The 22,896-nt window shown below is 69.0% G+C and carries 21 protein-coding genes; 13 read left to right on the plus strand and 8 right to left on the minus strand.

Annotated features, from left to right (window positions below):
• Window positions 1-522: 522 nt before the first annotated feature.
• Both AC0VYB_RS00110 and AC0VYB_RS00115 read right to left on the minus strand, forming a co-directional pair.
• Complete coding sequence (locus AC0VYB_RS00110) at window positions 523-1,875, minus strand: Cmx/CmrA family chloramphenicol efflux MFS transporter (protein ID WP_009379857.1); 1,353 nt, start codon at window positions 1,873-1,875, stop codon at window positions 523-525.
• Between the two features lie 141 nt (window positions 1,876-2,016).
• Complete coding sequence (locus tag AC0VYB_RS00115) at window positions 2,017-2,619, minus strand: TetR/AcrR family transcriptional regulator (RefSeq protein WP_063248792.1); 603 nt, start codon at window positions 2,617-2,619, stop codon at window positions 2,017-2,019.
• 306 nt (window positions 2,620-2,925) lie between these two features.
• Between AC0VYB_RS00115 and AC0VYB_RS00120 the strand changes: the two genes are divergently transcribed.
• Entirely contained in the window at window positions 2,926-3,135 is a 210-nt protein-coding gene (locus tag AC0VYB_RS00120) for a DUF5808 domain-containing protein (protein ID WP_009379855.1), read from the plus strand.
• Between the two features lie 60 nt (window positions 3,136-3,195).
• Here AC0VYB_RS00120 and AC0VYB_RS00125 read toward each other — a convergent pair whose 3' ends face one another.
• On the minus strand, window positions 3,196-3,549 hold the full coding sequence (locus AC0VYB_RS00125) for a VOC family protein (RefSeq protein WP_063248791.1): 354 nt from the start codon (window positions 3,547-3,549) through the stop codon (window positions 3,196-3,198).
• A gap of 27 nt (window positions 3,550-3,576) precedes the next feature.
• Window positions 3,577-3,942, minus strand: a complete 366-nt coding sequence (locus AC0VYB_RS00130; protein ID WP_119297098.1) for a DUF488 domain-containing protein — start codon at window positions 3,940-3,942, stop codon at window positions 3,577-3,579.
• A 434-nt stretch (window positions 3,943-4,376) separates the two neighbouring features.
• On the opposite strand from AC0VYB_RS00130, the gene AC0VYB_RS00135 reads away from it, so the two are divergent.
• Genes AC0VYB_RS00135 through AC0VYB_RS00145 form a run of 3 tightly spaced genes read left to right on the plus strand, consistent with a single transcriptional unit; the run spans window position 4,377 to window position 6,853 of the window.
• Window positions 4,377-5,414, plus strand: coding sequence for a Dyp-type peroxidase (locus AC0VYB_RS00135; RefSeq protein WP_063248790.1), 1,038 nt, complete (start codon window positions 4,377-4,379; stop codon window positions 5,412-5,414).
• Window positions 5,415-5,456: 42 nt separating this feature from the next.
• Window positions 5,457-6,242 carry a pyrimidine reductase family protein gene (locus AC0VYB_RS00140; RefSeq protein WP_095376636.1) on the plus strand — a complete coding sequence of 262 codons (786 nt, stop codon included), beginning with the start codon at window positions 5,457-5,459 and terminating at the stop codon, window positions 6,240-6,242.
• A 2-nt stretch (window positions 6,243-6,244) separates the two neighbouring features.
• Window positions 6,245-6,853, plus strand: a complete 609-nt coding sequence (locus AC0VYB_RS00145; protein ID WP_119297096.1) for a hypothetical protein — start codon at window positions 6,245-6,247, stop codon at window positions 6,851-6,853.
• A 41-nt stretch (window positions 6,854-6,894) separates the two neighbouring features.
• Here AC0VYB_RS00145 and AC0VYB_RS00150 read toward each other — a convergent pair whose 3' ends face one another.
• The gene (locus AC0VYB_RS00150) at window positions 6,895-10,179 is read right to left on the minus strand and encodes a S41 family peptidase (protein WP_119297095.1); all 3,285 of its coding nucleotides are present in this window, start codon (window positions 10,177-10,179) and stop codon (window positions 6,895-6,897) included.
• 77 nt (window positions 10,180-10,256) lie between these two features.
• On the opposite strand from AC0VYB_RS00150, the gene argS reads away from it, so the two are divergent.
• The 3 genes from argS to AC0VYB_RS00165 all read left to right on the plus strand — a co-directional run bounded on the left by argS (window position 10,257) and on the right by AC0VYB_RS00165 (window position 14,715).
• On the plus strand, window positions 10,257-11,987 hold the full coding sequence (gene argS, locus AC0VYB_RS00155; RefSeq protein ID WP_101624226.1) for an arginine--tRNA ligase: 1,731 nt from the start codon (window positions 10,257-10,259) through the stop codon (window positions 11,985-11,987).
• Window positions 11,988-12,007: 20 nt separating this feature from the next.
• Complete coding sequence (locus tag AC0VYB_RS00160; RefSeq protein WP_101624473.1) at window positions 12,008-13,243, plus strand: MFS transporter; 1,236 nt, start codon at window positions 12,008-12,010, stop codon at window positions 13,241-13,243.
• 104 nt (window positions 13,244-13,347) lie between these two features.
• On the plus strand, window positions 13,348-14,715 hold the full coding sequence (locus tag AC0VYB_RS00165) for an FAD-binding oxidoreductase (protein ID WP_101624227.1): 1,368 nt from the start codon (window positions 13,348-13,350) through the stop codon (window positions 14,713-14,715).
• 110 nt (window positions 14,716-14,825) lie between these two features.
• On the opposite strand, the gene AC0VYB_RS00170 is transcribed toward AC0VYB_RS00165, so the two are convergent.
• Entirely contained in the window at window positions 14,826-15,569 is a 744-nt protein-coding gene (locus AC0VYB_RS00170; RefSeq protein WP_227006995.1) for a hypothetical protein, read from the minus strand.
• Window positions 15,570-15,743: 174 nt separating this feature from the next.
• Here AC0VYB_RS00170 and AC0VYB_RS00175 point away from each other — a divergent pair, with 174 nt between their 5' ends.
• Both AC0VYB_RS00175 and AC0VYB_RS00180 read left to right on the plus strand, forming a co-directional pair.
• On the plus strand, window positions 15,744-16,286 hold the full coding sequence (locus AC0VYB_RS00175; RefSeq protein ID WP_009379838.1) for a peptidylprolyl isomerase: 543 nt from the start codon (window positions 15,744-15,746) through the stop codon (window positions 16,284-16,286).
• Window positions 16,287-16,305: 19 nt separating this feature from the next.
• A complete protein-coding gene (locus AC0VYB_RS00180; RefSeq protein ID WP_227006994.1) occupies window positions 16,306-17,013 on the plus strand; it encodes a rhomboid family intramembrane serine protease in 708 nt (235 codons plus the stop codon).
• A gap of 294 nt (window positions 17,014-17,307) precedes the next feature.
• Here AC0VYB_RS00180 and AC0VYB_RS00185 read toward each other — a convergent pair whose 3' ends face one another.
• On the minus strand, window positions 17,308-17,955 hold the full coding sequence (locus AC0VYB_RS00185; RefSeq protein WP_101624229.1) for a cell division protein CrgA: 648 nt from the start codon (window positions 17,953-17,955) through the stop codon (window positions 17,308-17,310).
• 420 nt (window positions 17,956-18,375) lie between these two features.
• Here AC0VYB_RS00185 and AC0VYB_RS00190 point away from each other — a divergent pair, with 420 nt between their 5' ends.
• Genes AC0VYB_RS00190 through AC0VYB_RS00205 form a run of 4 tightly spaced genes read left to right on the plus strand, consistent with a single transcriptional unit; the run spans window position 18,376 to window position 20,941 of the window.
• Window positions 18,376-19,515: a class E sortase gene (locus AC0VYB_RS00190; RefSeq protein ID WP_101624230.1), complete on the plus strand. Its 1,140-nt coding sequence runs from the start codon at window positions 18,376-18,378 to the stop codon at window positions 19,513-19,515.
• Window position 19,516: 1 nt separating this feature from the next.
• Window positions 19,517-19,684: a hypothetical protein gene (locus tag AC0VYB_RS00195; protein ID WP_040342208.1), complete on the plus strand. Its 168-nt coding sequence runs from the start codon at window positions 19,517-19,519 to the stop codon at window positions 19,682-19,684.
• Window positions 19,684-20,370, plus strand: coding sequence for an anthranilate synthase component II (locus AC0VYB_RS00200; RefSeq protein WP_101624231.1), 687 nt, complete (start codon window positions 19,684-19,686; stop codon window positions 20,368-20,370). The genes AC0VYB_RS00195 and AC0VYB_RS00200 overlap by 1 nt, the downstream gene beginning before the upstream one ends.
• 58 nt (window positions 20,371-20,428) lie before the next feature.
• Entirely contained in the window at window positions 20,429-20,941 is a 513-nt protein-coding gene (locus tag AC0VYB_RS00205; RefSeq protein WP_009379827.1) for a GyrI-like domain-containing protein, read from the plus strand.
• A gap of 3 nt (window positions 20,942-20,944) precedes the next feature.
• On the opposite strand, the gene pknB is transcribed toward AC0VYB_RS00205, so the two are convergent.
• Window positions 20,945-22,888 (minus strand): Stk1 family PASTA domain-containing Ser/Thr kinase, encoded by a 1,944-nt coding sequence (gene pknB, locus AC0VYB_RS00210; protein WP_101624232.1) that lies wholly within the window; start codon window positions 22,886-22,888, stop codon window positions 20,945-20,947.
• Window positions 22,889-22,896: the final 8 nt, after the last annotated feature.

Raw genomic sequence — 22,896 nt, forward strand, 5'->3', positions numbered from 1 at the left:
GCGGTGCAGGGGAATCGGGTCGTACGGAATGGGAATCGCGGTTGTGGTTGTGGGTGTGAGGGGGTGTCTGGGTGGACTCCTGGTCGTTGATGGTGGTCTGTGTGTTGTTGTGTTTCTATGGTGGCAGACGGCACTGACACGAGATTCGGACATGGGCCGAGATCCGCTGTCGTCCGCCGCAATAGGCGCCGGTCGGCGGTATCGACCGTCAGTACAGGTTCGTGGGCAGCACAGGTGCGAGGGCAGCACAGGTTCGGGGGCAGTGCTGGCTTGGGGACACTCCTGACTTCGGGCAGTCCTGACTTCGGAGCGCATTGCGCGCCCCTCCCACCGCCTCAGCGACGAGGTCGCTCTCGTGCAACCAGGAGCACGTACTCGGCAAGGCGCTGCCGTTCAACCGAGCATGTTCAACTTCTACCGAGCATGTTCAACCCGGTCTTGCCCTTCTGCCTACTGGGAAAGAGGCCGATCCTGTACACACATTCTGACCATTAACCGGCATGTGCACCGACCGGACCGTGGTCACTCGGCCTTGCCGGCCGCCCCGCAGGAGGTGGCGCTTCGGTCGGGGTCACCGTCCGTCGGATTCGGCGCGGTCTCGGCCCCCACCTCGGCGATCTGACGCTGCCGCCATGCCCGCTCCCCGCGGATGGCCACGGCGGCGACGCCGAGGGCGGCCAGTGCGAGGAGGATCGCGACGACGACCGGGGCGCGGAAGCCCCAGCCGAGCGCGATGACCGCGGCCCCGGCGGCAGGACCGAGGGCGTTGCCGACATTGAACGCGGAGGTATTCACGCTCGCGGCCAGGGTCGGCGCCTCGGTCGCGATCTGGAACACTCGGGCATTGAGGGCACCGGCGATCGAGAAGCCGCTCGCTCCGATGAGGACGATGACGACGATTGCCGCCCATCCGACACCGGCGACGAGCCACAGGGCGAAGAGGCTGAGCGCAAGCGCCGTGAGGCTGCCGACGATGTTGCCGAAGACGGTGCGGTCGGCGAGCCGTCCACCGACGACGACCCCGATGAAGGCGCCGATGCCGAAGGCGGCGAGCACGCCCGGGACGAAGTCATGCGGGATTCCTGCGATCTGCGTGAGCAGCGGGGAGAAGTAGGAGAACGCCGCGAACACGGACGCCTGGAAGAGCGCCGTCGTGGACAGCGCGAGCCAGATCCGCGGTCCCCGGAACGCCGCGAGTTCGGCCCGCACCAGGGTCGGGAGGTGGACTGCGGAACGGTCGGCCGCCTCGGCGGCGGAGTCCCGATCCGCACTCGGCCGGGTCATCACGGCGATGAGGACGGCGGCAGCCGCGGTGACGATCGCGATCGCCCAGAAGGTGGCCCGCCAGCCGAACTGCGCACCGATCCACGCCCCCATGGGCACGCCGACGAGGTTGGCGACGGTGAGGCCGCCGACGAGGCTTGCCAGCGCTCGGCCGCGGACCTGAACTGGGGCGATGCGGGTCGTGTGGACGGCGGCGACCGCCCAGAATCCGCCGCACGCGACGGCGGAGAGGACGCGGCTGAGCATGAGGATCGGATAGTTCGGGGCCAGCGCGCCGAGGATGTGGAGGGCGGAGAACGCGACGATCGTGATGATCATCGTCGCCCGCCTGGGCAGTCGCAGGGTCAGCAGAGCCATCGCCGGTGCCCCGACGATCATGCCGACGGCGAATCCCGTGATGAGGAGGCCTGCTTGGGGGATCGAGATGCCGAGGTCGGCGCTGATCGGCTCGAGCAGGCCGGCGATCATGAACTCCGAAGTGCCGAGGCAGAAGATCGCGGCGGCGAGCAGGTAGACCTGGGCCGGGACTCGGGGTCGGGTGGATGAATCGTCGGTCGCCGAGGTGGTCGTGCCGGTGGTCGATGACGTCATGAGCTCAGGTCCCCTCGTCTGGGTGGTGTCGCGTGTGGGTTGTCTCGTCTGGATGGTTGTCGTGCGGACGGTGGCGGAAGTGTATGCGATGGCTGCGGAAGCGCGTGCGGTGTCGGTGCCGTGCGTGGTGGGCTCGGAGCCTCAGAACGTTTCGGCGCCGGCCGGGGTGCACAGAGCGGCGACGAAGGTGCGGGCTTGGGCGTCGACATCTTCGGCGGGCATGACACGGGCGGAGACCCGGAGTCCCGCGAGGACGCTCTGGACGAGTTCGCCCGTCGACTTCGGGTCGAGCTCCGAGCGCAGGTGACCTTCCGCCTGACCGCGGGCGATGAGGGTCCGGTAGGTCTCGAGCCACGCGGCCCGGTCGGGATCGAGGATCGTGCAGACGGCGTCGACCTCGCGTCCGAGCTCGGCGGCCGTGTTCGCCGACAGGCAGCCGATCCGCTTCTCGTCCGCGCACTGCTGCGCCAGTTCCCCGCCGAGGCGCTCGAAGAGGAGCGCGGGAGCGGGCCGGTCGCTGGTGAGCAGGTGCTCGCGCGCCGGGATGCCGGTCGCCGTGTAGTCCCGCAGGGCCCGGAGGAAGACCGCGTCGAGGCTGTCAAAGGTGTTGTAGAAGCTCGAGCGGCCGATGTTCGCCCGCTCGCACACGAGACCGACATCGGTGCCCGTGTACCCGTGTTCGCTGAACACGGCGATCGCGGCGTCGATCACCGCCTGCTCGTCGAACGTCTTCTTCCGGCCCATGCCTCGACCCTAAGGCATATTGGACAGATGTGTCCAATAAAATTTCAGTGAGTTTTCGTCACAGGGGTATGGGGCGTAGCCTGACCGCAGGCGTCGTCGACGGCGAAGAGGGCCTTACAACGGGTCCGGGACGGCTGGGTCCACACGACCGGGCCGGTCCGGGACAGAGCGGGCCGGTCCGGGACAGAGCGGGCCCAGGTCGGGGCGACACCGAGAGGGAACGGTCGAGGACAGAGGTCCGGGACCGTGGCCAGACCAGGGTTGGCTCCTATGAAGTAGGCCGAGACACGAGGAGGAGATTCGACGATGAGTTCGCTCAGCGAGGCGGAGAAGCAGCAGCTGCGAGACGATGATGCGAACTGGAAGTTCGGACTCCTCTATTTCTGTCCGCGCGATCCCGGATTCCTCGTCCCCAAGCGCGTCGGCATCGGGTGGACGGTCAACTTCGGCAGCGTGTGGACGCTCGTCGTCCTCGTCGTCCTCATCGCCGTGATCGTCTGGGGCGTCGTGTTCTGAGTCGTCGTGTTCTGAGTCGTCGTGTTCTGCGGCACCCGTGTGCGCATCGAGCGCGCCCTGTCAGCGCCGCGAGGAGAGGACGCAGAACTCGTTGCCCTCGGGATCGGCGAGGACGACCCACGGTTCGTCCCCGGTCTGCCCGACTTCGACCCGGCGCGCTCCGAGGTCGAGGAGGCGGGCCACCTCGGCGGCCTGATCGGCGGGACGGAAGTCCGGGTGGAGGCGATTCTTCCCGGACTTTGCGCTCGGGTCGCGCCCGAACAGCAGGCCGGGCAGGCGATCGGGGCTCTCCCTGATCTCGATCTCGTCCTCGTTCTCATCGACGACGACCCAGCCGAGCGCCTCGGCCCACCACCGGCCGAGTGCGTGCGGATCGGCGGCATCGACGACGATCTGCTCCCACGTCAGGTCCATGGTTACAGCGTAGGCGACGGACCGGGACTAGCCGCCGGTGAGGACGTGCTCAAGGACGACGGCCTCGCTGATCTCGACGTCCTTCGAGGCGGTGAGCAGGGTGAGCGTGCCCTTCCGGGCGAAGTCGCGCAGGGTCGCGAACGCCTCGGCGTGTTCGTCGTCGTCGAGTTCATCACGGTAGCGTCGGGAGAACTCGTCGAACTTCGCGGGATCGTGGCCGTACCACTTCCGCAGGTCCGTCGAGGGCGCGACGTCCTTGAGCCACTCGGTGAGGTCGGCGCGCTCCTTGCTCACCCCGCGCGGCCACAGACGATCGACGAGGACGCGTGCGCCGTCGTCGGGACTCGGATCCTCGTAGATCCGCTTGACGCGGATCGCGCTCGTCTCGGTCATGGCGCTCCTCGCTCTCGTCGGCTGCCGTGTCTGCTGGGGCTTCTGTGTCTGCCGGGGCTTCTGGGTCTGGCAGGACTGCTGCGTCTGCCGCGGTTTCTGGGACTGGCAGATTCGTCGTCGTCGGTGCCGGTTCGTCGTCGGTACAGGTCGGCCGTCATCGATGCAGGTTCGTCAATGCTGGTGCCGGTCAGTCTAGCCACCGGCCATGAGATCCATCCACCACTGGGCCGGAGACGAGAGCGCCCCAACCCGGGACCGGCGTCCACCTGCGACGATGCCGTCGTCGGCGATCGTCGGTGCGCAGATCGGCGGCGGGTGAAGATCTCCGGTCCGTGTCCACTTCCAAGCGGTGTTCTCCGCGTATACTGACCGACCAAGGACGATTGTCGTTCGGCTCACACTCCTCTGTGGGCCGCGGAACAGGAGACGGATCAGTGACTTTCCAGTACGCATCACCCCCGAGCGCAGTCAGCCCCCAGCACGTCCTCGAACCGCCGGCACCGTCGGCCGTCTTCGTCGTCGTCACCGTCAAACCGGGTGCCGAAGACGCCATCCGGGAGTTCCTCGGCGGGATCGGCGGGGTCATCCGCGCCGTCGGCTTCCGCGCGAAGGCCGCGAACCTCTCGTGTGTCACCGGCATCGGCGCCGATCTCTGGGATCGTCTCTACCCCGAGAAGCGACCGGCCAAGCTCCACCCATTCAAAGAGCTGCGCGGCGGCACCCACGTCGCACCCTCGACGCCCGGTGACCTTCTCTTCCACATCCGCTCCCAGCGCACCGACATGAGCTTCGAGCTCGCCCGGCAGCTCATCAACCAGATCTCCGAGTCCGTCGACGTCGTCGACGAGGTCCACGCCTTCCGCTACTTCGACCAGCGCGACATCCTCGGCTTCGTCGACGGCACCGCGAACCCCGAGGACCAGCTCGCCGTCGACTCGGTCTTCGTCGGCGACGAGGACCCCGACTTCGCCGGCAGCAGCTACGTCATCGTCCAGAAGTACATCCACGACCTCCCGAAGTGGAACTCGATCACCGTCGAGGATCAGCAGGCGGCGTTCGGTCGCCACAAGCTCTCCGACATGGAGTTCCCCGACAAGGACAAGGCCCCCGACTCGCATATCGTCCTCAACACGATCACCGGGCCCGATGGCAGGGAACGCAAGATCGTGCGCGACAACATGGTCTTCGGCTCCGTCGAATCCGGGGACTTCGGCACGTACTTCATCGGCTACGCCGCCGACCCCGAGGTCACGGAGACGATGCTCGAACACATGTTCTTGGGCCACGGCGACGCCACCCACGACCGGATCCTCGACTTCTCGACAGCCCTGACCGGCGGCCTGTTCTTCGTCCCGACGCAGGACTTCCTCGACGATCCGACCTCGGTGCTCGGTTCGAACTCGCAGGGCGCAACCACGCAGAGCTCGAGCGCACAGGGTTCGAGCCCGGAGAACACGAACCCGCAGGGCTGAGGCTCGGATCCTCGGATCCAGCGGCAAGGAGCGTGATCGGCGATGACCGAGATCCCCACCGTCCGCCGGCTCCTCCCCGGAGCGACTGACGACAGAACCGCGGACCTCAGCCTGCCCGAGGCCTTCGCGTTCCCCGCCGACGCCCGATCACCCGCCGACGCGCAGTCGTGGGTCCGCGCGGTCTTCGTCGCCTCGATCGACGGCGCCGCGACCGTCTCCGGGCGCGCCGGCGGGCTCGGCAACGCCGTCGACCGCGCGGTCTTCGCGCTCAACCGTGCGCTTGCCGACGTCATCCTCGTCGGAGCAGGCACCGCCCGCACCGAGGAGTACGGTCCGGCCGAGGACGACTTCCGCTGGCGCGGGCTCAGGGAGGGCCGGAGCCCGACCGCGCCCATCGCCGTCGTCACCGACAGCCTCGCCCTCGACTTCTCCTCCCCGCTCTTCGTCGACGCCCCGGAATGGGCGCGAACGATCGTCATCACGAGCGAGTCCTCTCCCGCCGAGGCGCGGGCGAAGGCCGCTGAGGTCGCCGAGGTGATCGTCGCCGGAGCCGACACCGTCGACCTCACGCTCGCGCTCGCCGCACTGCGGGAACGGGGCTTCGAACGCATCGTCTGCGAGGGCGGACCGAGCGTCTTCGCGGAACTCGTCCGCGCCGGCTGCGCCGACGAGCTCTGCCTCACCCGTTCGCCCGAGATCGTCGGCGGTCAGGGCACCCGCATCGTCCACGGTCCCGCCCTCGATCCCCCTGTCCCCCTCCACCTCGCCGAGGTGCTCGCCACCGACGACGGGTACCTCTACCTCCTCTACCGCTTCGAACGGAGCTGACGATGACGCAGATCCCCGACGTCCCGCCGACCGACCCTCCAGCCTCGCCCCCACCCGCGGACACCGTCCGTCCCCAACCGGCGCGCGGCGCGGAGATCGGTGCGCTCATCGGCGGGGCGTTCGGCCTCGTCTTCCTCGTCGTCAACAGCTCAGGCTTCTCGACGCTCGGTCGGATCATGGTCCTCGTCGTCGGGATCCTCGCCTTCGCAGCGATCCTCTTCCTCGCCTTCCGCAGCTATGGGCGCAGGCGGGGATCCCCGCAGGCCGGAACCGCGAAGGCGTTCGGCACGAGCTTCTGGATCATCGTCGCCGTCGAAGCCCTCGCGCTCTTCGGCGGGACGAAGCTGCTCGCAGGGCTCGGGTACCCGGAGCTCGGCGTCGCGTGGGTCTCGGTCGTCGTCGGGACCCACTTCTTCGCCCTCGGCCACGTGTTCGGACTCCGCCGCTTCCATCTCCTCGCCGGAGTCGTCACCCTCTGCGGGATCGCCGGGTTCATCGCGTTCTTCATCCCGGCACCCGCCTTCATCCCGGTGCTCGCCGGGGTCATCCCCGGTTTCGTCCTCCTCGCCTTCGGCCTCTGGGCGCTCGCCCCGGTCGACGCGCAAGGCTGAGGCCGGGGATCATCGCTCCCCGGCCCCACCTGAGCCAGCCGCTACTCCCCAGCACCACCTCGGCGGCGGTTGCGGACACGGGGTTCGGGCATCTCGGGTGCAGTGACCGCGGGGGTCTCCTCGAGGCGGGCGAGCACCTCGGCGATGGCCCGGTCGAGCTGCGGATCGGCCTCGGCGAAGAGCTGCGAGGGATCGTGCTCGACCTCGATGTCCGGGTCGACGCCGTGGTTCTCCACCTCCCACTCCTTGCCCTCGAGAAAGAACGCATACCGCGGCTGGGTGACCTTCGTCCCGTCGACGAGGTCATAGCGGCCGTCGATGCCGACGACCCCGCCCCACGTGCGCACCCCGATGACCGGTCCGATGCCCTTCGCCTGGACCCGGGCATTGATGATGTCCCCGTCGGAGCCGGAGAACTCGTTGGCGAGGAAGGCGACCGGTCCGCGGCGCGTGTTCTCCGGATCCGGGACCATCTCGTCGTACGACCGGGTGGCGCTCCATGCGATGACGCGGTCGGCGAGGCGCTCGGCGACGAGCGCGCTCGTGTGCCCGCCCCGGTTGAACCGGACGTCGGCGATGACGCCGTCGGCGGCCATCGCCTGCCGGATGTCGCGGTGCAGCTGGGCCCAGCCGCCGGCCATCATGTCGGGGATGTGGACGTAGCCGAGCCTGCCGCCCGTCGCCTCCCTGACGTACTCGCGCCGCGAGCGCACCCAGTCCTGATAGCGCAGCTTCTCCTCGGACTTCACCGGCACGACCGCGACCGTGCGCTCCCTGCGCCCGGTGCGCAGCGTGAGTTCGACGATCTGGTCGGCTGCCCCGACGAGCAGCGGCGCGGGACCGAGGTCCTCATCGACGCTCTGCCCGCCCACGGCGACGATGACGTCCCCGGGCTGCGCCCCGACACCGGCCTGACGCAGCGGCGACCTCGCCGCCGGCTCACTCGTCTCACCGGGGAGGATGCGGACGATCTCCCAGCCCTTGTCGGTGCGGGCGAGATCAGCGCCGAGGAAGCCGAGCCGTTTCGACTCATCGCCGAGCGGCTCGGGCGGGGTGACGTAGGCGTGGGAGGTGTTGAGCTCGCCCACGGTCTCCCAGAGGATGTCGACGAGGTCGTCGTGGGTGAGCGCCTTCGCCGCGACCTGGCGCCACCGCAGGGTCACCCCCTGCCAGTCGACGCCGTTCATGTCGGCCCGCCAGTAGTGGTCGCGCATGATCCGGGCGTTCTCCTCGAACATCTGCAGCCACTCGGCCCGCTGGTCGAGCTCGAAGCGCAGCCGAGAGAGGTCGACGGTCACGGACTCGTCGTCATCGGCCTCGACCTTCCGGTTCGCGGGGCGCACGGTGACGTCGTCGCCGTCGGTGACGACGATGAGCTTTCCGTCGCCGCTCACCCGATAGTCGTCGGCCTTGTCGACGACGGTGACGAGCTTGCGCTTGGCGAAGTCGAAGTACTGGACCTGCTCGCGCGGCTTGTCCCCCGTGACACCCGCGTACCGGTCGCCGAGCTCGCCGTCCTCGGCATCGCCCTTGCGCATCCACAGCACTCCGCCGTCGGCGGACTCGAGGTCCCGGAAGACTCCGGAGGAGACGGGGAACGGGACGATCCGCTCCTCGGCACCGTCGAGGTCGGGCTCGACCGTGCTCACGGTGTCCTTTCCGGACTTCTTCTGGCCCTTCTCGCGCTCCTCGGTGAGCTCGCTGATCGCCCATCCGGCGGTGCTCGGCCCGAAGGGTGCGGGGTCGGTGGCCGAGAGCGGCAGCAGCCACGGCCGGGTCACCCCGTTGAAGGAGAGGTCGAAGGAATGCTGGTTGTACGCGGGATCGAAGGTCCGGTCGGAGAGGAACGCGACGTACTTCCCGTCGCGGGTGAACGCGGGGGAGAAGTCGTTGAACCGTCCCGTCGTCAGCGGCCTGCCCTCCTCATCAGAGCGCACCTCGGTGATCATCAGCCGGTTGAGATCCCCCTCGCCCTGCGTCGGCTGCGCCCAGACGAGGTACTTCCCGTCGGGGGAGAAGCGCGGACTCGTCGCCTCTCCGAAGCCGGAATGGCCGACGACACGGCTGCCGCCGCCGGCGACCTCGACGAGGCGGACCGTCCCGTCGTGGGAGATCGTCGCGAGGATCCGTCCCGCGGGATCGGCGGACATGTGGAGGACGCGTCCGAGAGCCCCGGCCCCGATCCGCCGAGGCGGTTTCGACCCGGAGGTCTCCCGGACCTCGATCGCATCCTCGCCGTCGACGTCGGTGACGTAGGCGACCGCGCCGGTCTGCCCGAGGACGACGGGTTCACGCACCCGCACGGCCGACTCGGCCGCCAGCGCCCTGGCCGGACCCTCGCGGTGGGCGAGCCAGAACGCCTTCCCCCGCCATTCGATCGCCGAGGCATTGCCGCCGTGGTCAGGGGCGATGGCACCGACCCCGGAATCGGCTGTGAGCGAGCGCGGCTGCACCTGCGTGCCCGGAAGGGTGACGTCGAGGGTGCGGACCGGCCCGTCGAGGGAGTCGAGGACCTTGATCTCGCCGCGGGAGTGCCACACGATCCTTCTGCCGTCGGTCGTCGCGTCGCGTACGTAGCCGTCGGCCTCCGTCTGATGGGTGAGCTGCCGGGGTTCGCCGAGGCGGTCGCCGGCAGCCGTGGCCAGTCCGTCCCAGATCCACAGGTTCGCCTGCTCGTCGGCATCGTCGGGGAACGTCGCGGCCCGGTCGGAGGTGAAGACGAGTGAGTCGCCGACCCAGAGGGGATCGGTGAGCGAGGCGGCCTCGTCGCGCAGCAGCCGCTGCCACTGCGTCCCCGCCCCGTCGGCGTCGCCGGCCCGATCGAGCCACAGCCTCGGCGCGGTGCCTCCGCGGTAGCGCTTCCAATGGGCCGGGGGACGACTGTACGGCGTCGAGAGCGCCGTGGCACCGGAAGGGTGCCGGGCGAACCCGGATGCGCGACCCCACGTGAGGCGCTCGACCTCACCACCCAGGCCCACGCGCTTGACGACATGGTCGCGGACCTCGGCTTCGCCCGCGTTCGAACCGATGAGGATGTGGGAATCGTCCTCCCAACCGAGCATCGTCGTCGCGGTCCCGCCGAGCCAGGTGAGCCGGCGCAGGGCACCGGTCGCCACCTCGGCGAGCATGAGCTCGGGATGACCGTCGCGGTGGGAGACGTACGCGACGTGGGAGCCGTCCGGGGAGAATCGCGGACTGCGGGCCGGAGCACGATCGGCGGTGAGCCGCCATGCCCGGCCGCCTGCAGTCGGCACGAGCCAGACGTCGTCGTCGGCGATGAAGGCGATGAGATCGCCGCTGATGTGGGGGTACCTGAGATAAGTCACGTGATCCACATTACAGCCGATGAGCGGCGTGCACGGACCGGTGCCGCGGGTCGGGTCGGCGCGAATAGAATGAGGACATGCCGACGCTCACCTCTCTGCTCACCGACCGGTTCGCCGCTGCCCTCTCTGCCGCCTTCGGGGAGGACTTCGCCGACCGCGATCCCGTCATCAGGAGCTCGCAGTTCGCCGACTTCCAGGCCAACGTCGCCCTCCCGCTGGCGAAGGAGCTCGGGGCCAAGCCGCGGGAGGTCGCCGGGCAGATCGTCGAGCACCTCGATCTCGACGGCGTCTGCCGGCCCCCGGAGATCTCCGGTCCCGGGTTCATCAACCTCACGTTCCTCCCCGAGTTCCTCGCAGGCGTCCTCGAGGCCGAGGACGCGACCGCCGTCGACGCACCTTCGGACCCGCAGCGGATCGTCATCGACTACTCGGCGCCGAACGTCGCGAAGGAGATGCACGTCGGGCACCTGCGCACCACCGTCGTCGGCGATGCGCTCGCCCGCACCCACGAATACCTCGGCAACACCGTCATCCGGCAGAACCACATCGGCGACTGGGGCACCCCCTTCGGCATGCTCATCGAGCACCTCCTCGACGTCGGCATCGACTCGGAGACCGCGCAGACGATCGCCGAGGACCCCAACGCCTTCTACCAGGCCGCCCGGGCGAAGTTCGACGCGGATGAGGACTTCGCGACCCGCGCCCGCACCCGGGTCGTCGCCCTCCAGGGTGGGGACGCACAGACCCTCGAACTCTGGGAGCGACTCGTCGGCTACTCCCGGGAGTACTTCAACCACATCTACTCCCTCCTCGACGTCACCCTCCGAGATGCCGACCTCGCCGGCGAGAGCATCTACAACGACGACCTCGAAGCGGTCTGCGACGACCTCGAGGCCCAGGGCTTGGCCCGGATGAGCGACGGGGCGCTGTGCGTGTTCCCCGAGGGCTACACCGGCCGGGACGGGCAGCCACTGCCGCTCATCGTCCGCAAGTCCGACGGCGGCTACGGCTATGCGACGACCGACCTCGCCGCCGTCCGCCGCCGCGCCCGGGTGCTCCACGCCGACCGCGTCCTCTACGTCATCGGCGCCCCGCAGTCGCTCCACCTCGAGATGGTCTTCGCGACCGCCCGGGCCGCCGGCTGGGTGCCGGAGACCATGGTCCTCGAACACGTGAAGATCGGCAACGTCCTCGGCTCCGACGGCAAGATCCTCCGGACCCGCTCGGGCAAGCCGCTGCGCCTGGCCGAACTCCTCGACGAGGCGATCGCCCGCGCCAAGGCCACCCTCGAGGAGTCGAACGTCGAGTTCAGCCCCGAGGAGGCCGACGAGGTCGCCCGCATCGTCGGCATCGGCGCGGTCAAGTACGCCGACCTCTCCGTCGCCCACGACACCTCGTACACCTTCGACCTCGACCGGATGCTCGCGCCCATCGGCAACACCGCGCCCTACCTCCAGTACGCCGGCGCCCGGATCCGCTCGATCCTGCGCAAGGCTGCCGCTGAGGACATCACGTTCGCCGACTCCCCGATCCACCTCGGCGAGCAGTCCGAACGTGAACTGGCGCTCGCGATCCTCGGGTTCCCCGATGTCCTCGCCGAGGTGGCCGCCGGCTCCCAGCCGCACCGGATGGCGACGTACCTCTTCGACCTCGCGCAGGCGTTCACGACGTTCTACGAGCAGTGCCCCGTGCTCACGGCGGCGACGCCTGAGCTGCGGGCCTCCCGCTTGCGGCTGAGCGCGACCGTGCTCTCCGTCCTCGAGGCGGGCCTGAGCGTCCTCGGCATCCGCGTGCCCGAGAGGATGTGACGGGCACGCTGCGACCCGCGATGCTCCCGTGGATCGTCGCGGGCATCGTCGTCCTCGCGCTCAACCTGCGCACCCCGATCATCGCCCCGACCGCGGTGCTCGGCGACATCCGTGCGGACACGGGGCTGAGTGCGGCCGGGGCGGGCCTCCTCACGGGTCTGCCCGTCCTCCTCTTCGCCCTCGCCACGCCGCTGGCGAGTAAGACGATCCGCCGCCTCGGCGCGGAGACGACGGTGCTCATGTGCCTGTCCGGGGTCCTCGTCGGCACGGTGCTGCGTTCGGTCGGGCCGACCTGGCTCATCCTGCTCGGCACCGGCGTCATCGGACTCGCGATCACCCTCGGCAACATCGTCGTGCCCGTGATCATCCGCCGCGAGGTCCCGTGGAACCAGGTCGGCATGGTCACCGGGCTCTACTCGGCGATGATGAACGTCGGCTCGATGGTCACCCTCATCGGCACCGGGCCGCTCGCGGCCCTCGTCGGCTGGCGGTGGGCGATCGGTCTGTGGGCGGTCCTCGCGCTCCTCGGCCTCGGTTACTGGATGATCCTCATCCGCACCCGGATCCGCCGCACCCCGATCGACGGCGCTGCCGGGGACACTGCCGGCGCCGAGGCGGGTGCCCCGGCCGTCTCACGGACAGCGGAGGCGAAACGGCCGTGGCGGGAGGTCTCCCCGGAGTTCCGGCGCATCGTCGTCCTCCTCGTCATCACCTTCTCCGGGCAGTCGATCGCGTACTACACGACGACGACGTGGCTGCCCTCGATCCTCGCCGACACCGCACGCCTCGACCCGGCGCTCGCCGGCGGCACCGCCTCCCTCTTCCAGGTCTCGGCCATCGTCGGCGCCTTCGGCGTGCCCCTGCTCGCCGCGCGGTCGCGGCCGTGGGTGCCCGTGGCGATCGTCGCCGCCCTCTGGCTCTCCCTGCCTCTCGGCATGCTCACAGCCCCCGATGCGTACGTCGTCTGGGCGGTCACCGGCGGCATCGCCCAGGGCGGCGGGTTCACCGCGATCCTCTCGATCATCGCCCGCACCGCCGGCAGCGACAGGGAGACGGCATCCGGCTCGGCGCGGGTGCAGGGCGGCGGCTACCTCGCCGCGACCCTGGCCCCGCCGTTCGCGGGCTGGCTCGCCACGGTCACCCACGGCTGGGTCGTCCCGCAGCTCCTCGTGCTGGCAGCGACGCTGTCCTTCACCGTCGCCGGTCTCCTCGCGGCCCGGATCGCCGGGCGGATGGGTCCGCGCCGGCTCGCCTGAGCGCTGTCCGCGCTGAGCATCGAGGTCGCTGCGCACCCCGCCCTCGTCACTGTGACACGGCTCACGTAGAGTGAGACCCACGTCGCCCTGATCCGAGGAGAATGATGTCAGCCGAGGTCCTATCCGCCCTGTCCGCAGCCCTGCCCGCCGAGGCGATCGTCACCGACCCCGATTCGATGGACGCCTATCGGTGGGATCGCGCGAACGACCCTGATGCGGGCATGCCGCTGGCCATCGTCCGCGCGACCTCGACCGAGGACGTCCAGACCGTCGTCCGCATCGCCGCGGCCGCAAAGATCCCCGTCGTCCCCCGCGGCGCCGGCTCCGGCCTCTCGGGCGGCAGCTCCGCGGTCGAGGGCGGCATCATCGTCTGCCTCGACCGGATGCGGGAGATCGCCGTCGACCCTGCGACCCGCATCGCCGTCGTCCAACCGGGGGCCTTCAACGCCGAGGTCAAGGCCGCGGCCGCCGAGCACGGCCTGTGGTACCCGCCGGACCCCTCGTCGTACGAGTTCTGCTCGATCGGCGGCAACGTCGCGACGAACGCGGGCGGGCTCTGCTGCGTCAAGTACGGGGTGACGACGGACTACGTGCTCGGGATGACGGTCGTGCTCGCCGACGGCCGCGCCGTCGAGCTCGGCGGGCCCCGCGTCAAGGACGTCGCGGGGCTGTCCCTGACGAAGCTCTTCGTCGGCAGCGAGGGCACTCTCGGCATCATCACCGAGGTGACCCTGCGCCTCATCCCCGCCCAGCTGCCGCCGACGACCCTCGTCGCCACGTTCCCCACCCTCGAGGGAGCGACCCAGACCGTCCTCGACATCTGTGCGCAGATGCGCCTGTCGATGCTCGAGTTCATGGATCGCGCCTCGATCAATGCCGTCGAGGACGAGCTGCGGATGGGCCTCGACCGGGAGGCCGCAGGCATGCTCGTCATCCAGTCCGACGAACCCGGCGAGTATGCGTCCGGACAGATCGCGACCGTCGAGGAGCTCTGTGCGAAGAACGGGGCGAGCGAGGTCTATGCGACCGACGACGCCGACGAGGGGGAGGCCTTCGTCACCGCCCGGCGGATGGCGATCCCCGCGGTCGAGAAGAAGGGCACCCTCCTGCTCGAGGACGTCGGCGTGCCGCTGCCCCGCCTCGGCGATCTCGTCGTCGGGATCGAGCGGATCGCCGAGGACCGCGACGTCCTCATCTCCGTCATCGCCCACGCCGGGGACGGCAACACCCATCCGCTGCTCATCGTCGACCCCACGGACGCCGAACAGCGAGCGCGGGCCGACATCGCCTACGGCGAGGTGATGGACTTGGCGACCTCACTCGGCGGGACGATCACCGGCGAGCACGGGGTGGGACGGCTGAAGAAGCCGTGGCTGGCCGACTACCTCGGCGCCGATGTCATGGAGCTCAACCACCGGATCAAGGCCGCGCTCGACCCGGACAACATCCTCAATCCGGGCGCCGTGTACTGAGGCGTGCCCCGGCTGGGGCCGGGGCGTTCCCCGGCTGCTGCCGGACAGCACAGAGGCGGCCACCCGAACGGGTGGCCGCCTCGGTCGTCACCGGCGACGGTCGGTGCGTCTCAGTGCTTGGCGTTGGTGTCCTTCGGGTCGCCGGCCGCGGGGTTCGGAGTCGCGGGCTTCGGCGCGGTCGTCGGCTTCGGAGCCGGGGTGGCATCCGTCTTCGACTCGGGCACCGGAGCCTGCGAGACCGTGGGCGTCGTGCCCTGGCGCGAGGCCGGGGTCGAGCCGACGGGGCGGGCGTCAGCGGGACGGTTGTTCGGCAGCGGGGTCGACCAGGGATCCTCGACCGGCTGGGCCTTCTTCCACACGTAGTAGCCGATGCCGGCGGCCGAGCCGATGACGAGCGTCCACACGAGGGCCTTCTTGCTCGTGTTCGACTTCTGTGCGGTCTCCTTCTGGATCCGCTTGCCGGCATTGGCGAGGGCCTTGCGGGCCTTCTTCATCGCCTTCTTGTCACCGGTGAGGCGCACAGCGAGGTTGTCGATGAGCTGCGGGGTCTCCATCGCCGCGAGCGAGGCGGCAGCCGTTCCGGCGACCTTCCCGGCCCTCTCCGTGGCTTCGGGGCGGTACGCCTCGATCCGGTCGGCGATGTCGTGGACCTGACGGTTGGCCTTCTCGGCCAGAGCCTCGACCTGCGGACGGGCCTTCTCCGTGAAGACACCGACCTGCTCATTCGCCCTGTCGGCTGCCTCGCGGAGCTTGGGCGCCGCCGCATCCGACGCGTCGGCCAGGAACCGGAGCGACGTCTTCTTCGCGGAATCGAGCTTCGACGCGAGCGGCTTCCGAGCTGGTTTCTTCGACATGAACATTCCCAATCCTCCGGGTCAGGGGCAACTGATCACTCCCCAGTCTACGGCCTGGCCCGGGGGCGCACGCCACCTCAGGGCCAGGAATTTGCCTGCGGATACGCTGGCAGAGTCGTACAAACCCACCTTGATGGAACCGCAGACCTGTGTGCGGCATGGAAGAATGAGGGCATGTCTACAGTTGCAACGAACACAGCGGTCCTGCACACCAACCACGGCGACATCACGATCAACCTCTTCGGCAACCATGCTCCGAAGACGGTCGCCAACTTCGTCGAGCTGGCCACGGGTGAGCGCGAGTTCACCGATCCCCAGACCGGTGAGCCGACGAAGCGCCCCTTCTACGACGGCGTCGGCTTCCACCGCATCATCTCGAACTTCATGATCCAGGGCGGTGACCCGCTCGGCACCGGCACCGGCGGTCCCGGATACGTCTTCGACGACGAGATCCACCCCGAACTCCAGTTCGACAAGAAGTACCTGCTCGCGATGGCCAATGCCGGCAAGCAGATGGGCCGCGGCACCAACGGCTCGCAGTTCTTCATCACCACCGCTGAGACCCCGTGGCTCAACGGCAAGCACACGATCTTCGGCGAGGTCGCCGACGAGGCCTCGCAGAAGGTCGTCGACGAGATCGAAGGCGTGCGCACGGGTGCGATGGACAAGCCCGTCGAGCCGGTCGTCATCGAATCCGTCGAGATCAAGGACGCCTGAGCACCAGTACGATGGTGCCATGAGCACACCAGAACAGGGCCCGGCCAGGGAATCAGGCCGGGCCCTGTCCGTGTCCATCCCCCTGGTGACACGGACGATCATGATCGTCACGGGACTGTCGTTCCTCCTCCAGCTGCTGCCGGGACTCGACCTCATCCACCGGCTGAGCTTCGTCCCCGCTCTCACCCTCGACCAGCCGTGGCGCCTGCTCACCGTCGCCCTTGTCCACGAGCAGCCCTCTCCCATCCATCTGCTCGCGAACATGATCGGGCTCTTCTTCTTCGGCTCGTTCGTCGAGCGGGCGCTCGGGCGGTGGCGCTTCCTCGCGGTCTACCTCCTCGGCGCGATCGGCGGCTCCGTCATGGTCCTCCTCCTCGCCGAACCGTGGAGCCGGGACTGGGTGACGAACAACATCGGCGCCTCGGGTGCCGTGTTCGCGATCATCGGCGTCCTCCTCGTCCCGACGAAGCGCCTCGACCGCAACATCACCGGTGTCGTCCTCTTCGTCGTCCTCAACTTCGGCTACGGGTTCCTCGTCGAGGGTGTCTCGTGGGAGGCCCACCTCGGCGGGCTGCTCACCGGCTTCGTCCTCGGTTGCGCGGCGCTGCTCGTCAAGCCTCAGCGCTCAACCCTCGTGTTCTGGCTCGTTGCCGCCGGCCTCGTCGTCCTCATGGCCGTCGCCGCCGTCGTCAAGACGCTCGCCGCCGGCCCGGCACCGGGGCTCTGAGAGGCGGGCACCTGAGAGCTGGGTCGGGGACGTTCTCCGGGGCTCCGAGAACCGCAGGCGATGTGCCTCCCGGCACTGCATCTGTGCTTTGTCCACAGGGGTTATCCACACGGTGGAAAACTTACACGCGTGTGTTTCCCCAGGTCACAGGGGTGAAGAAAGTTATGCACAGGACAGAGTCGTTGCTTGGGTATAACTCAGAAGTCGACGAAACCCTCCACCTGCCCGTGTGATCGGGGCGAGTGGAGGGTTGCGTGGTGAGCGACAGCGTGGCGGCTGCGCAGCGGCGCGGCGCTATCGCCAGCGGGTGGACATGATGAGGCCCGCGACGAAGAACGCGAAGCCGATGAGGATGTTCCAGTTGCCCCAGGCCTCGACGGGGAACGCGCCCTGGGTGATGTAGAACGTCACGAGCCAGATGAGGCCGACGAGGAGGAGGCCGATGAGGACGGGGAGGAACCAGCGCGGGTTCGGCTTGATCGTCTGCTGACCGGCCTCGGAGGTGTAGCTCGCCGTCTTCCGGCCCTGCGAGCGCTTGGCGGGATTCCCCGAGCGCGAGGTCCGCTTCGTCGCGGCCTTCTTCCCGCCCTTTGAATCCTTGGTCTTCGCGGAGTCAGCCTTCGCGTCCTTGGAGTCCTTGTCCTTGGAGACCCTGTCCTTCGAGTCCTTCGCCGTGCTCTCGGACTTCTTCTCGTCCTTCGCCGAGGCGGCTGCATCGTCGTCAGCGTCCGTCTCTTCAGCGTCGGTGTCCTCGTCCGCGTCGGTCTCGGTGACCTCGATCTCCGTGACCTCGACCGTCTCGGTGCCTCCCGTGGCGTCGGTCTCGGTGACCTCGACGTCGGTCTCCTCGACGACGGCCGCGTCGTCGGTCGTCGACTCGGGCTTCGCCGTGGTGCGCGAGGTGCGCTGAGGGCGCGAGGTCCGTCCTTTGGACTTGGCCACGTGAACTCCTTCGACAGCGAACCCGGGCGGGTCGCCGATGCTCTGGTCGGGGATGATCGCACCCAGTCTACTCGGGAGGCGAGCATGCGCGAAAAACCTCGCCCGCGCCTCGGCGACGCCACGACGGCGCCCGGAGTCAGCGGCTTCGGCACTGCGCGCGGGAGGCTCAGAGTCAGCTGTGTGCGAAGCCGAGACGAGCTGTGAAGGGGACACCGCGTCACGTTCATGCGATAAAGTTCTGTAGGGTGTCCCCGCTCGATCACTGGTCGAGCCCCGGATTGCAAAGGTCATAGGCACGGTGCAGAAGTGGTGAACAGTCTCTCCTCGGATAGCGAATCGTCTTCGAGACCCACCATTCGCGCGGCGCAGCGACGCCAGCCCGCCCCGCAGCCCATCGACCCGGGCCCGGCGACGGAGCCGATGCGCACCGATGCGATCGCCTCCTCCGGCCAGGGTGAGAGCGCCTCCCGCGGACCGGGAGACACCGCCGCAGCGGGTGGCTACGACGCGCCCCTGCCGAGCCGCCGCGAACTGCGCCGTCGGGAAGCCGAAGCCGCCGGTGCCGCCCCCGCGTCCTACTCCGATGCCCCGCCCCTCGGCGACGGCCCTGCGACCCAGGCGATGCCGGCGCAGTACACGGCCGCCCAGTACACCGCTCCCCAGTACAGCCAGCCCCAGCACCCCCGGCCCCAGACCGGCTATGCGGAGGGCGTCCCGGCCACAGCGGCACAGGGCGCGGTCGCGGCAGGCGAGCCCCACCTCGGCGGGGGAGGCGGCTCCGGACGGGGCGGAGGGGGCCGGAGGAAGCAGCCGCCGCAGCGTCAGCCGCTCGGCCCGATCCGCGGAACGATCCGCACCTTCGGCGAACTCTGCATCACCGCCGGTCTCGTCCTCATCCTCTTCGTCGCGTGGCAGCTGTGGTGGACGGACATCGAAGCCGACCGCGACAACGAGGTCCTCGCGGACCAGCTGACGAAGGACTGGGCGAACCAGGACCCGAACAAGCTGCCCGCGGACCCCGACGAACCCGTCGTCGCGGAACCGGTGGAGAAGAACACGGCGTTCGGGATCTTCTACATCCCGCGCTTCGGCGACGACTACTACCGCACTCTCGCCGAGGGCGTCGACCTCGAACCCGTCCTCAACCGGATGGGCGTGGGCCGCTACCCGAACTCGGCGATGCCCGGGGAGGTCGGCAACTTCTCCGTCGCCGGCCACCGCGTCACGTACGGCAAGCCGTTCAACCAGATCGCGAAGCTGCGGCCCGGCGATGAGATCGTCGTCCAGACGAAGGACGGGTTCTACACGTACACGTTCCGCAACTTCGACATCATCCTCCCCGACGCCGTCGAGGTCCTCGCCCCCGTGCCCGACCAGCCCGAGTACAAGGGCAAGGACAGGATCCTCACGCTCACCGCGTGCAACCCGATGTTCTCCGCCCGCGAGCGCTACATCGCCTACGCCGAACTCACGGAGTGGACCCCGGCCTCCGAGGGTGCGCCCGACTCGATCAAGGACTCGAAGGCCTACGAAAAGGTCAGCAAGAACGGTGGTGCCTGACATGTACGCATTCATCTGGCGGCTCCTGCCCGGACCGTGGTTCGTCAAGCTCGTCTTCGCGCTCATCCTCATCGCCGCGGTCGTCCTCCTCCTCATGCAGTACGTCTTCCCGGCCGTCGCGCCCTACATGCCGTTCAACAACGCGACCGTCACCGACGAAGGCGCGTGATGACCTCGATCCTCGTCGTCGACAACTACGACAGCTTCGTCTACACCCTCGTCTCCTACGTCCGTGAGCTCGGTGCGAGCGCGGACGTCATCCGCAACGACGATCTGGGCGCCGAGGCGGCCGTGGAGCTGGCGCGCGGATACGACGGGATCCTGCTGTCTCCGGGTCCCGGTGTGCCCGCCGAATCCGGCGTGTGCCCCGACCTCATCCGCTGGGCCGCCGAGGCGGGCAAGCCCCTGTTCGGCGTGTGCCTCGGCCATCAGGCCCTCGGCGAGGTGTTCGGGGCGACCGTGACGCATTCGCCGGTCCTCATGCACGGCAAGACCTCGGTCATCACCCATGAGGGTCAGGGCGTCTTCGCCGGATGCCCGTCTCCGCTCACGGTCACCCGCTACCATTCGCTGGCGATCGTCGATGAGACGATCGACCTCGAGACCTTCGCCGTGACCGCGCGCACCGCCGACGGCGTCGTCATGGCCATCGAGCACCGCACCGTCCCGCTCCACGGCGTCCAGTTCCACCCCGAATCGGTGCTCACCGAATCCGGGTACCTCATGCTCGGCAACTGGCTCGAAGTCTGTGGGCTCGCCGGCGCCGCCGAGCGTGCTGCGTCGATGTCGCCGCTGGCCAGCGCGATGACGTCTCCGTCACCGGGAGAGCTTTCCCGTCACCGGCCGAGCGCTTAGGATCGGTTCCACACTCATCCAGACCGTCCACCGGCGGTCGCCAGCGAGAGGAATCCCCATGCCCGAACCCAGCTACATCCCGACCGAGCCGTATCGCGAACTCACCGTGTTCGAGGCTCAGCCGGTGCCCACGGTCGTCGTCGAGGCGCAGGGCCATCCGATGGACGAGCTCCCCGCCCTCTTCGACGCCGTCTTCTCGCGCCTCTTCCCCGCCCTCGCCGAGGCGGGCGTGGAGCCTGCCGGGCCGGCGTTCTCGCTCTACACGCGCCCGCCCACGGACACCGTCGACATCCAGGTCGGGGTTCCCGTGGCCACGGGGCTGAGCCAGGCGCTCGATCTCGGGGACGACCTCACCGCGATTCCCGCCGAACTGCCCGGCGGGTCGATCGGGGCGATCTCCCACCTCGGCGGGTTCGACGGTCTCGCCGAGGCGTGGAACGCGCACATGCAGGCCCTGGTGGCCGCCGGACACCATCCGGACATGCCGTTCTTCGAGGTCTACGTGACCGAGCCGAATCCGGAGATGGACCCGGCGGATCTGCGCACCGACCTCTTCGTCACTCTCGGCTGAGACTCAGTCGCGGCCGTTGCCGTTGCCGTTGTTGCCGCGACGGCCGTCGGACCAGCCGTCGAACCACGACTCCCCGCCGCCGACGGCGCCGTCGGTCTCGGTGCCGCCGCTGCCGTTGTCGTTGCCGTCGCCGCCGGCGTCATCGGACGGTGAGGTCGGGATGCCGCCGGGGACCGACGGGATCGTCGGGGTGGGCTCCGGGGGCTTCTTCGCCACGGTCACGGTGATCTCCGACCCCTGCGCCACGTCGGTGCCGCCGGGCGTCGACTGCTCGTAGACCTTGCCCTCCTCCTGGTCAGCTGTCTCGACCTCCTCGACCTTGCAACCGAGTTTGTAGTCGTCGCCCTTGAGCGTGTTGCACGCTTCGTCGGCGGTCTGACCGGTGACGTCGGGGACCTTGACCATGCCGGAGGAGACGACGAGGTCGACGTTCGAGTCGACATCGACCTTCTCGCCCTCGCCGGGCTTCGTCTCGATGACGACGCCCTTCTTGACGTCCGGGGAGTTCTGGGTGATGTGCGTGCCGGCCTGGAGTTTGGCGTCCTTGAGGATCTGGCGGGCCTCCTCCTCGGTCTTGCCGGCGACCTCGGGGATCGAGACGCTCTCCGGACCGAGGGAGACGAGGAGTTTGACCTGGCTGTTCTCCGGGATGGACTGTCCGGCGGCGGGATCGGTCGAGATCGCCTTGCCCTCGTCGACCTCGGTGCTGTACTGCTCCTCCGGGGTGACTTGGAATCCCTGATTGCGCAGCTGCGCCTCGGCGGCGTCGGCGTCGAGCCCGGCGACATCGGCCACCTGGACCTGGACGATCTCCGGTGGCTTGTTGATCTCGTACACCCACAGGGCGAGTGCGGCGAGAGCGAGGAGGACGAAGATGCTGCCGATCCAGATCCATGCCTTCGACCGCTTCTGCGGGGGGCGCTCCTCCTGCCGGTTCATGATCGTCGAGACCGGACCCGTCTCGGGGGCCGACTCGTAGTCCGCGGGGTAGACCTGAGTGCCCGTGGGAGGCCCCATCATCCCGGCTCCGGCACCTGCTCCGGCGGCGGCGAAGGCCTGGGTGCGGTCCTCGTCACCGCCGTCGATGCTCAGCGGTCGGCCGTCGCGGGCGGCCAGCACGTCCTCACGGAAGGTGTAGGCGTCCTGGTAGCGCTCGTCGCGGTCCTTCTGCAGGGCATGGAGGACGAGGCGGTCGACCTCGGGCGGGATGGTGGGGTTGTAGAAGCTCGGGGGCTGCGGGGTCTCCCCGACGTGCTGGTAGGCCACGGCGAGCTGGGAGTCGCCGACGAACGGGGGTCGACCGGCGAGGAGCTCGTAGAGGAGGCACGCGGTCGAGTAGAGGTCGGAGCGGGCGTCGACGACCTCGCCGCGCGCCTGCTCGGGGGAGAGGTACTGTGCGGTGCCGACGACGGACTGCGTCTGCGTCAGCCCGCTGTTGTCCTTGAGCGCCCTGGCGATCCCGAAGTCCATGACCTTGATGTCGCCTTCGGGGGTGAGCATGACGTTCGCCGGTTTGATGTCGCGGTGGACGATGCCGTTGCGGTGCGAGTACTCGAGCGGGGCGAGGACTCCGGCGACGACGTTGAGCGCCTCGTCGACGGTGAGGGTGCCGTGCTCGTTGAGGACCTCTCGCAGGGTCTGGCCCTCGACGTACTCCATGACGATGAAGGGAACGGAGACGCTCGAGCCGCCGGATTCGACGAACTCCTCCTCCCCGGAGTCGTAGACGGCGACGATGCCGGGATGGTTGAGACCGGCAGCGGACTGCGCCTCGCGCTTGAGGCGGGTGTGGAACGACGGATCGCGCGCAAGATCGGACCGCAGAAGCTTGATCGCGATGCGCCGCCCCAGACGGGTGTCGACGCCCTCGTGCACCTCTGCCATGCCCCCACGGCCGAGGAGGGTACGGACTTCGTACCTCTCCGACAGCACTTTGGGCTCAGTCATTTACTTCC

The organism is Brevibacterium sp. Z349TD_9 (genome assembly GCF_056173565.1).

Coding starts and splice junctions, on each gene's coding strand:
- AC0VYB_RS00110 (WP_009379857.1), bottom strand. CDS start 1,875: ATGACGTCATCGACCACCGGCACGACCACCTCGGCGACCGACGATTCA.
- AC0VYB_RS00115 (WP_063248792.1), bottom strand. CDS start 2,619: ATGGGCCGGAAGAAGACGTTCGACGAGCAGGCGGTGATCGACGCCGCG.
- AC0VYB_RS00120 (WP_009379855.1), top strand. CDS start 2,926: ATGAGTTCGCTCAGCGAGGCGGAGAAGCAGCAGCTGCGAGACGATGAT.
- AC0VYB_RS00125 (WP_063248791.1), bottom strand. CDS start 3,549: ATGGACCTGACGTGGGAGCAGATCGTCGTCGATGCCGCCGATCCGCAC.
- AC0VYB_RS00130 (WP_119297098.1), bottom strand. CDS start 3,942: ATGACCGAGACGAGCGCGATCCGCGTCAAGCGGATCTACGAGGATCCG.
- AC0VYB_RS00140 (WP_095376636.1), top strand. CDS start 5,457: ATGACCGAGATCCCCACCGTCCGCCGGCTCCTCCCCGGAGCGACTGAC.
- AC0VYB_RS00145 (WP_119297096.1), top strand. CDS start 6,245: ATGACGCAGATCCCCGACGTCCCGCCGACCGACCCTCCAGCCTCGCCC.
- argS (WP_101624226.1), top strand. CDS start 10,257: ATGCCGACGCTCACCTCTCTGCTCACCGACCGGTTCGCCGCTGCCCTC.
- AC0VYB_RS00160 (WP_101624473.1), top strand. CDS start 12,008: ATGCTCCCGTGGATCGTCGCGGGCATCGTCGTCCTCGCGCTCAACCTG.
- AC0VYB_RS00165 (WP_101624227.1), top strand. CDS start 13,348: ATGTCAGCCGAGGTCCTATCCGCCCTGTCCGCAGCCCTGCCCGCCGAG.
- AC0VYB_RS00170 (WP_227006995.1), bottom strand. CDS start 15,569: ATGTCGAAGAAACCAGCTCGGAAGCCGCTCGCGTCGAAGCTCGATTCC.
- AC0VYB_RS00175 (WP_009379838.1), top strand. CDS start 15,744: ATGTCTACAGTTGCAACGAACACAGCGGTCCTGCACACCAACCACGGC.
- AC0VYB_RS00180 (WP_227006994.1), top strand. CDS start 16,306: ATGAGCACACCAGAACAGGGCCCGGCCAGGGAATCAGGCCGGGCCCTG.
- AC0VYB_RS00190 (WP_101624230.1), top strand. CDS start 18,376: ATGCGCACCGATGCGATCGCCTCCTCCGGCCAGGGTGAGAGCGCCTCC.
- AC0VYB_RS00195 (WP_040342208.1), top strand. CDS start 19,517: ATGTACGCATTCATCTGGCGGCTCCTGCCCGGACCGTGGTTCGTCAAG.
- AC0VYB_RS00200 (WP_101624231.1), top strand. CDS start 19,684: ATGACCTCGATCCTCGTCGTCGACAACTACGACAGCTTCGTCTACACC.
- AC0VYB_RS00205 (WP_009379827.1), top strand. CDS start 20,429: ATGCCCGAACCCAGCTACATCCCGACCGAGCCGTATCGCGAACTCACC.
- pknB (WP_101624232.1), bottom strand. CDS start 22,888: ATGACTGAGCCCAAAGTGCTGTCGGAGAGGTACGAAGTCCGTACCCTC.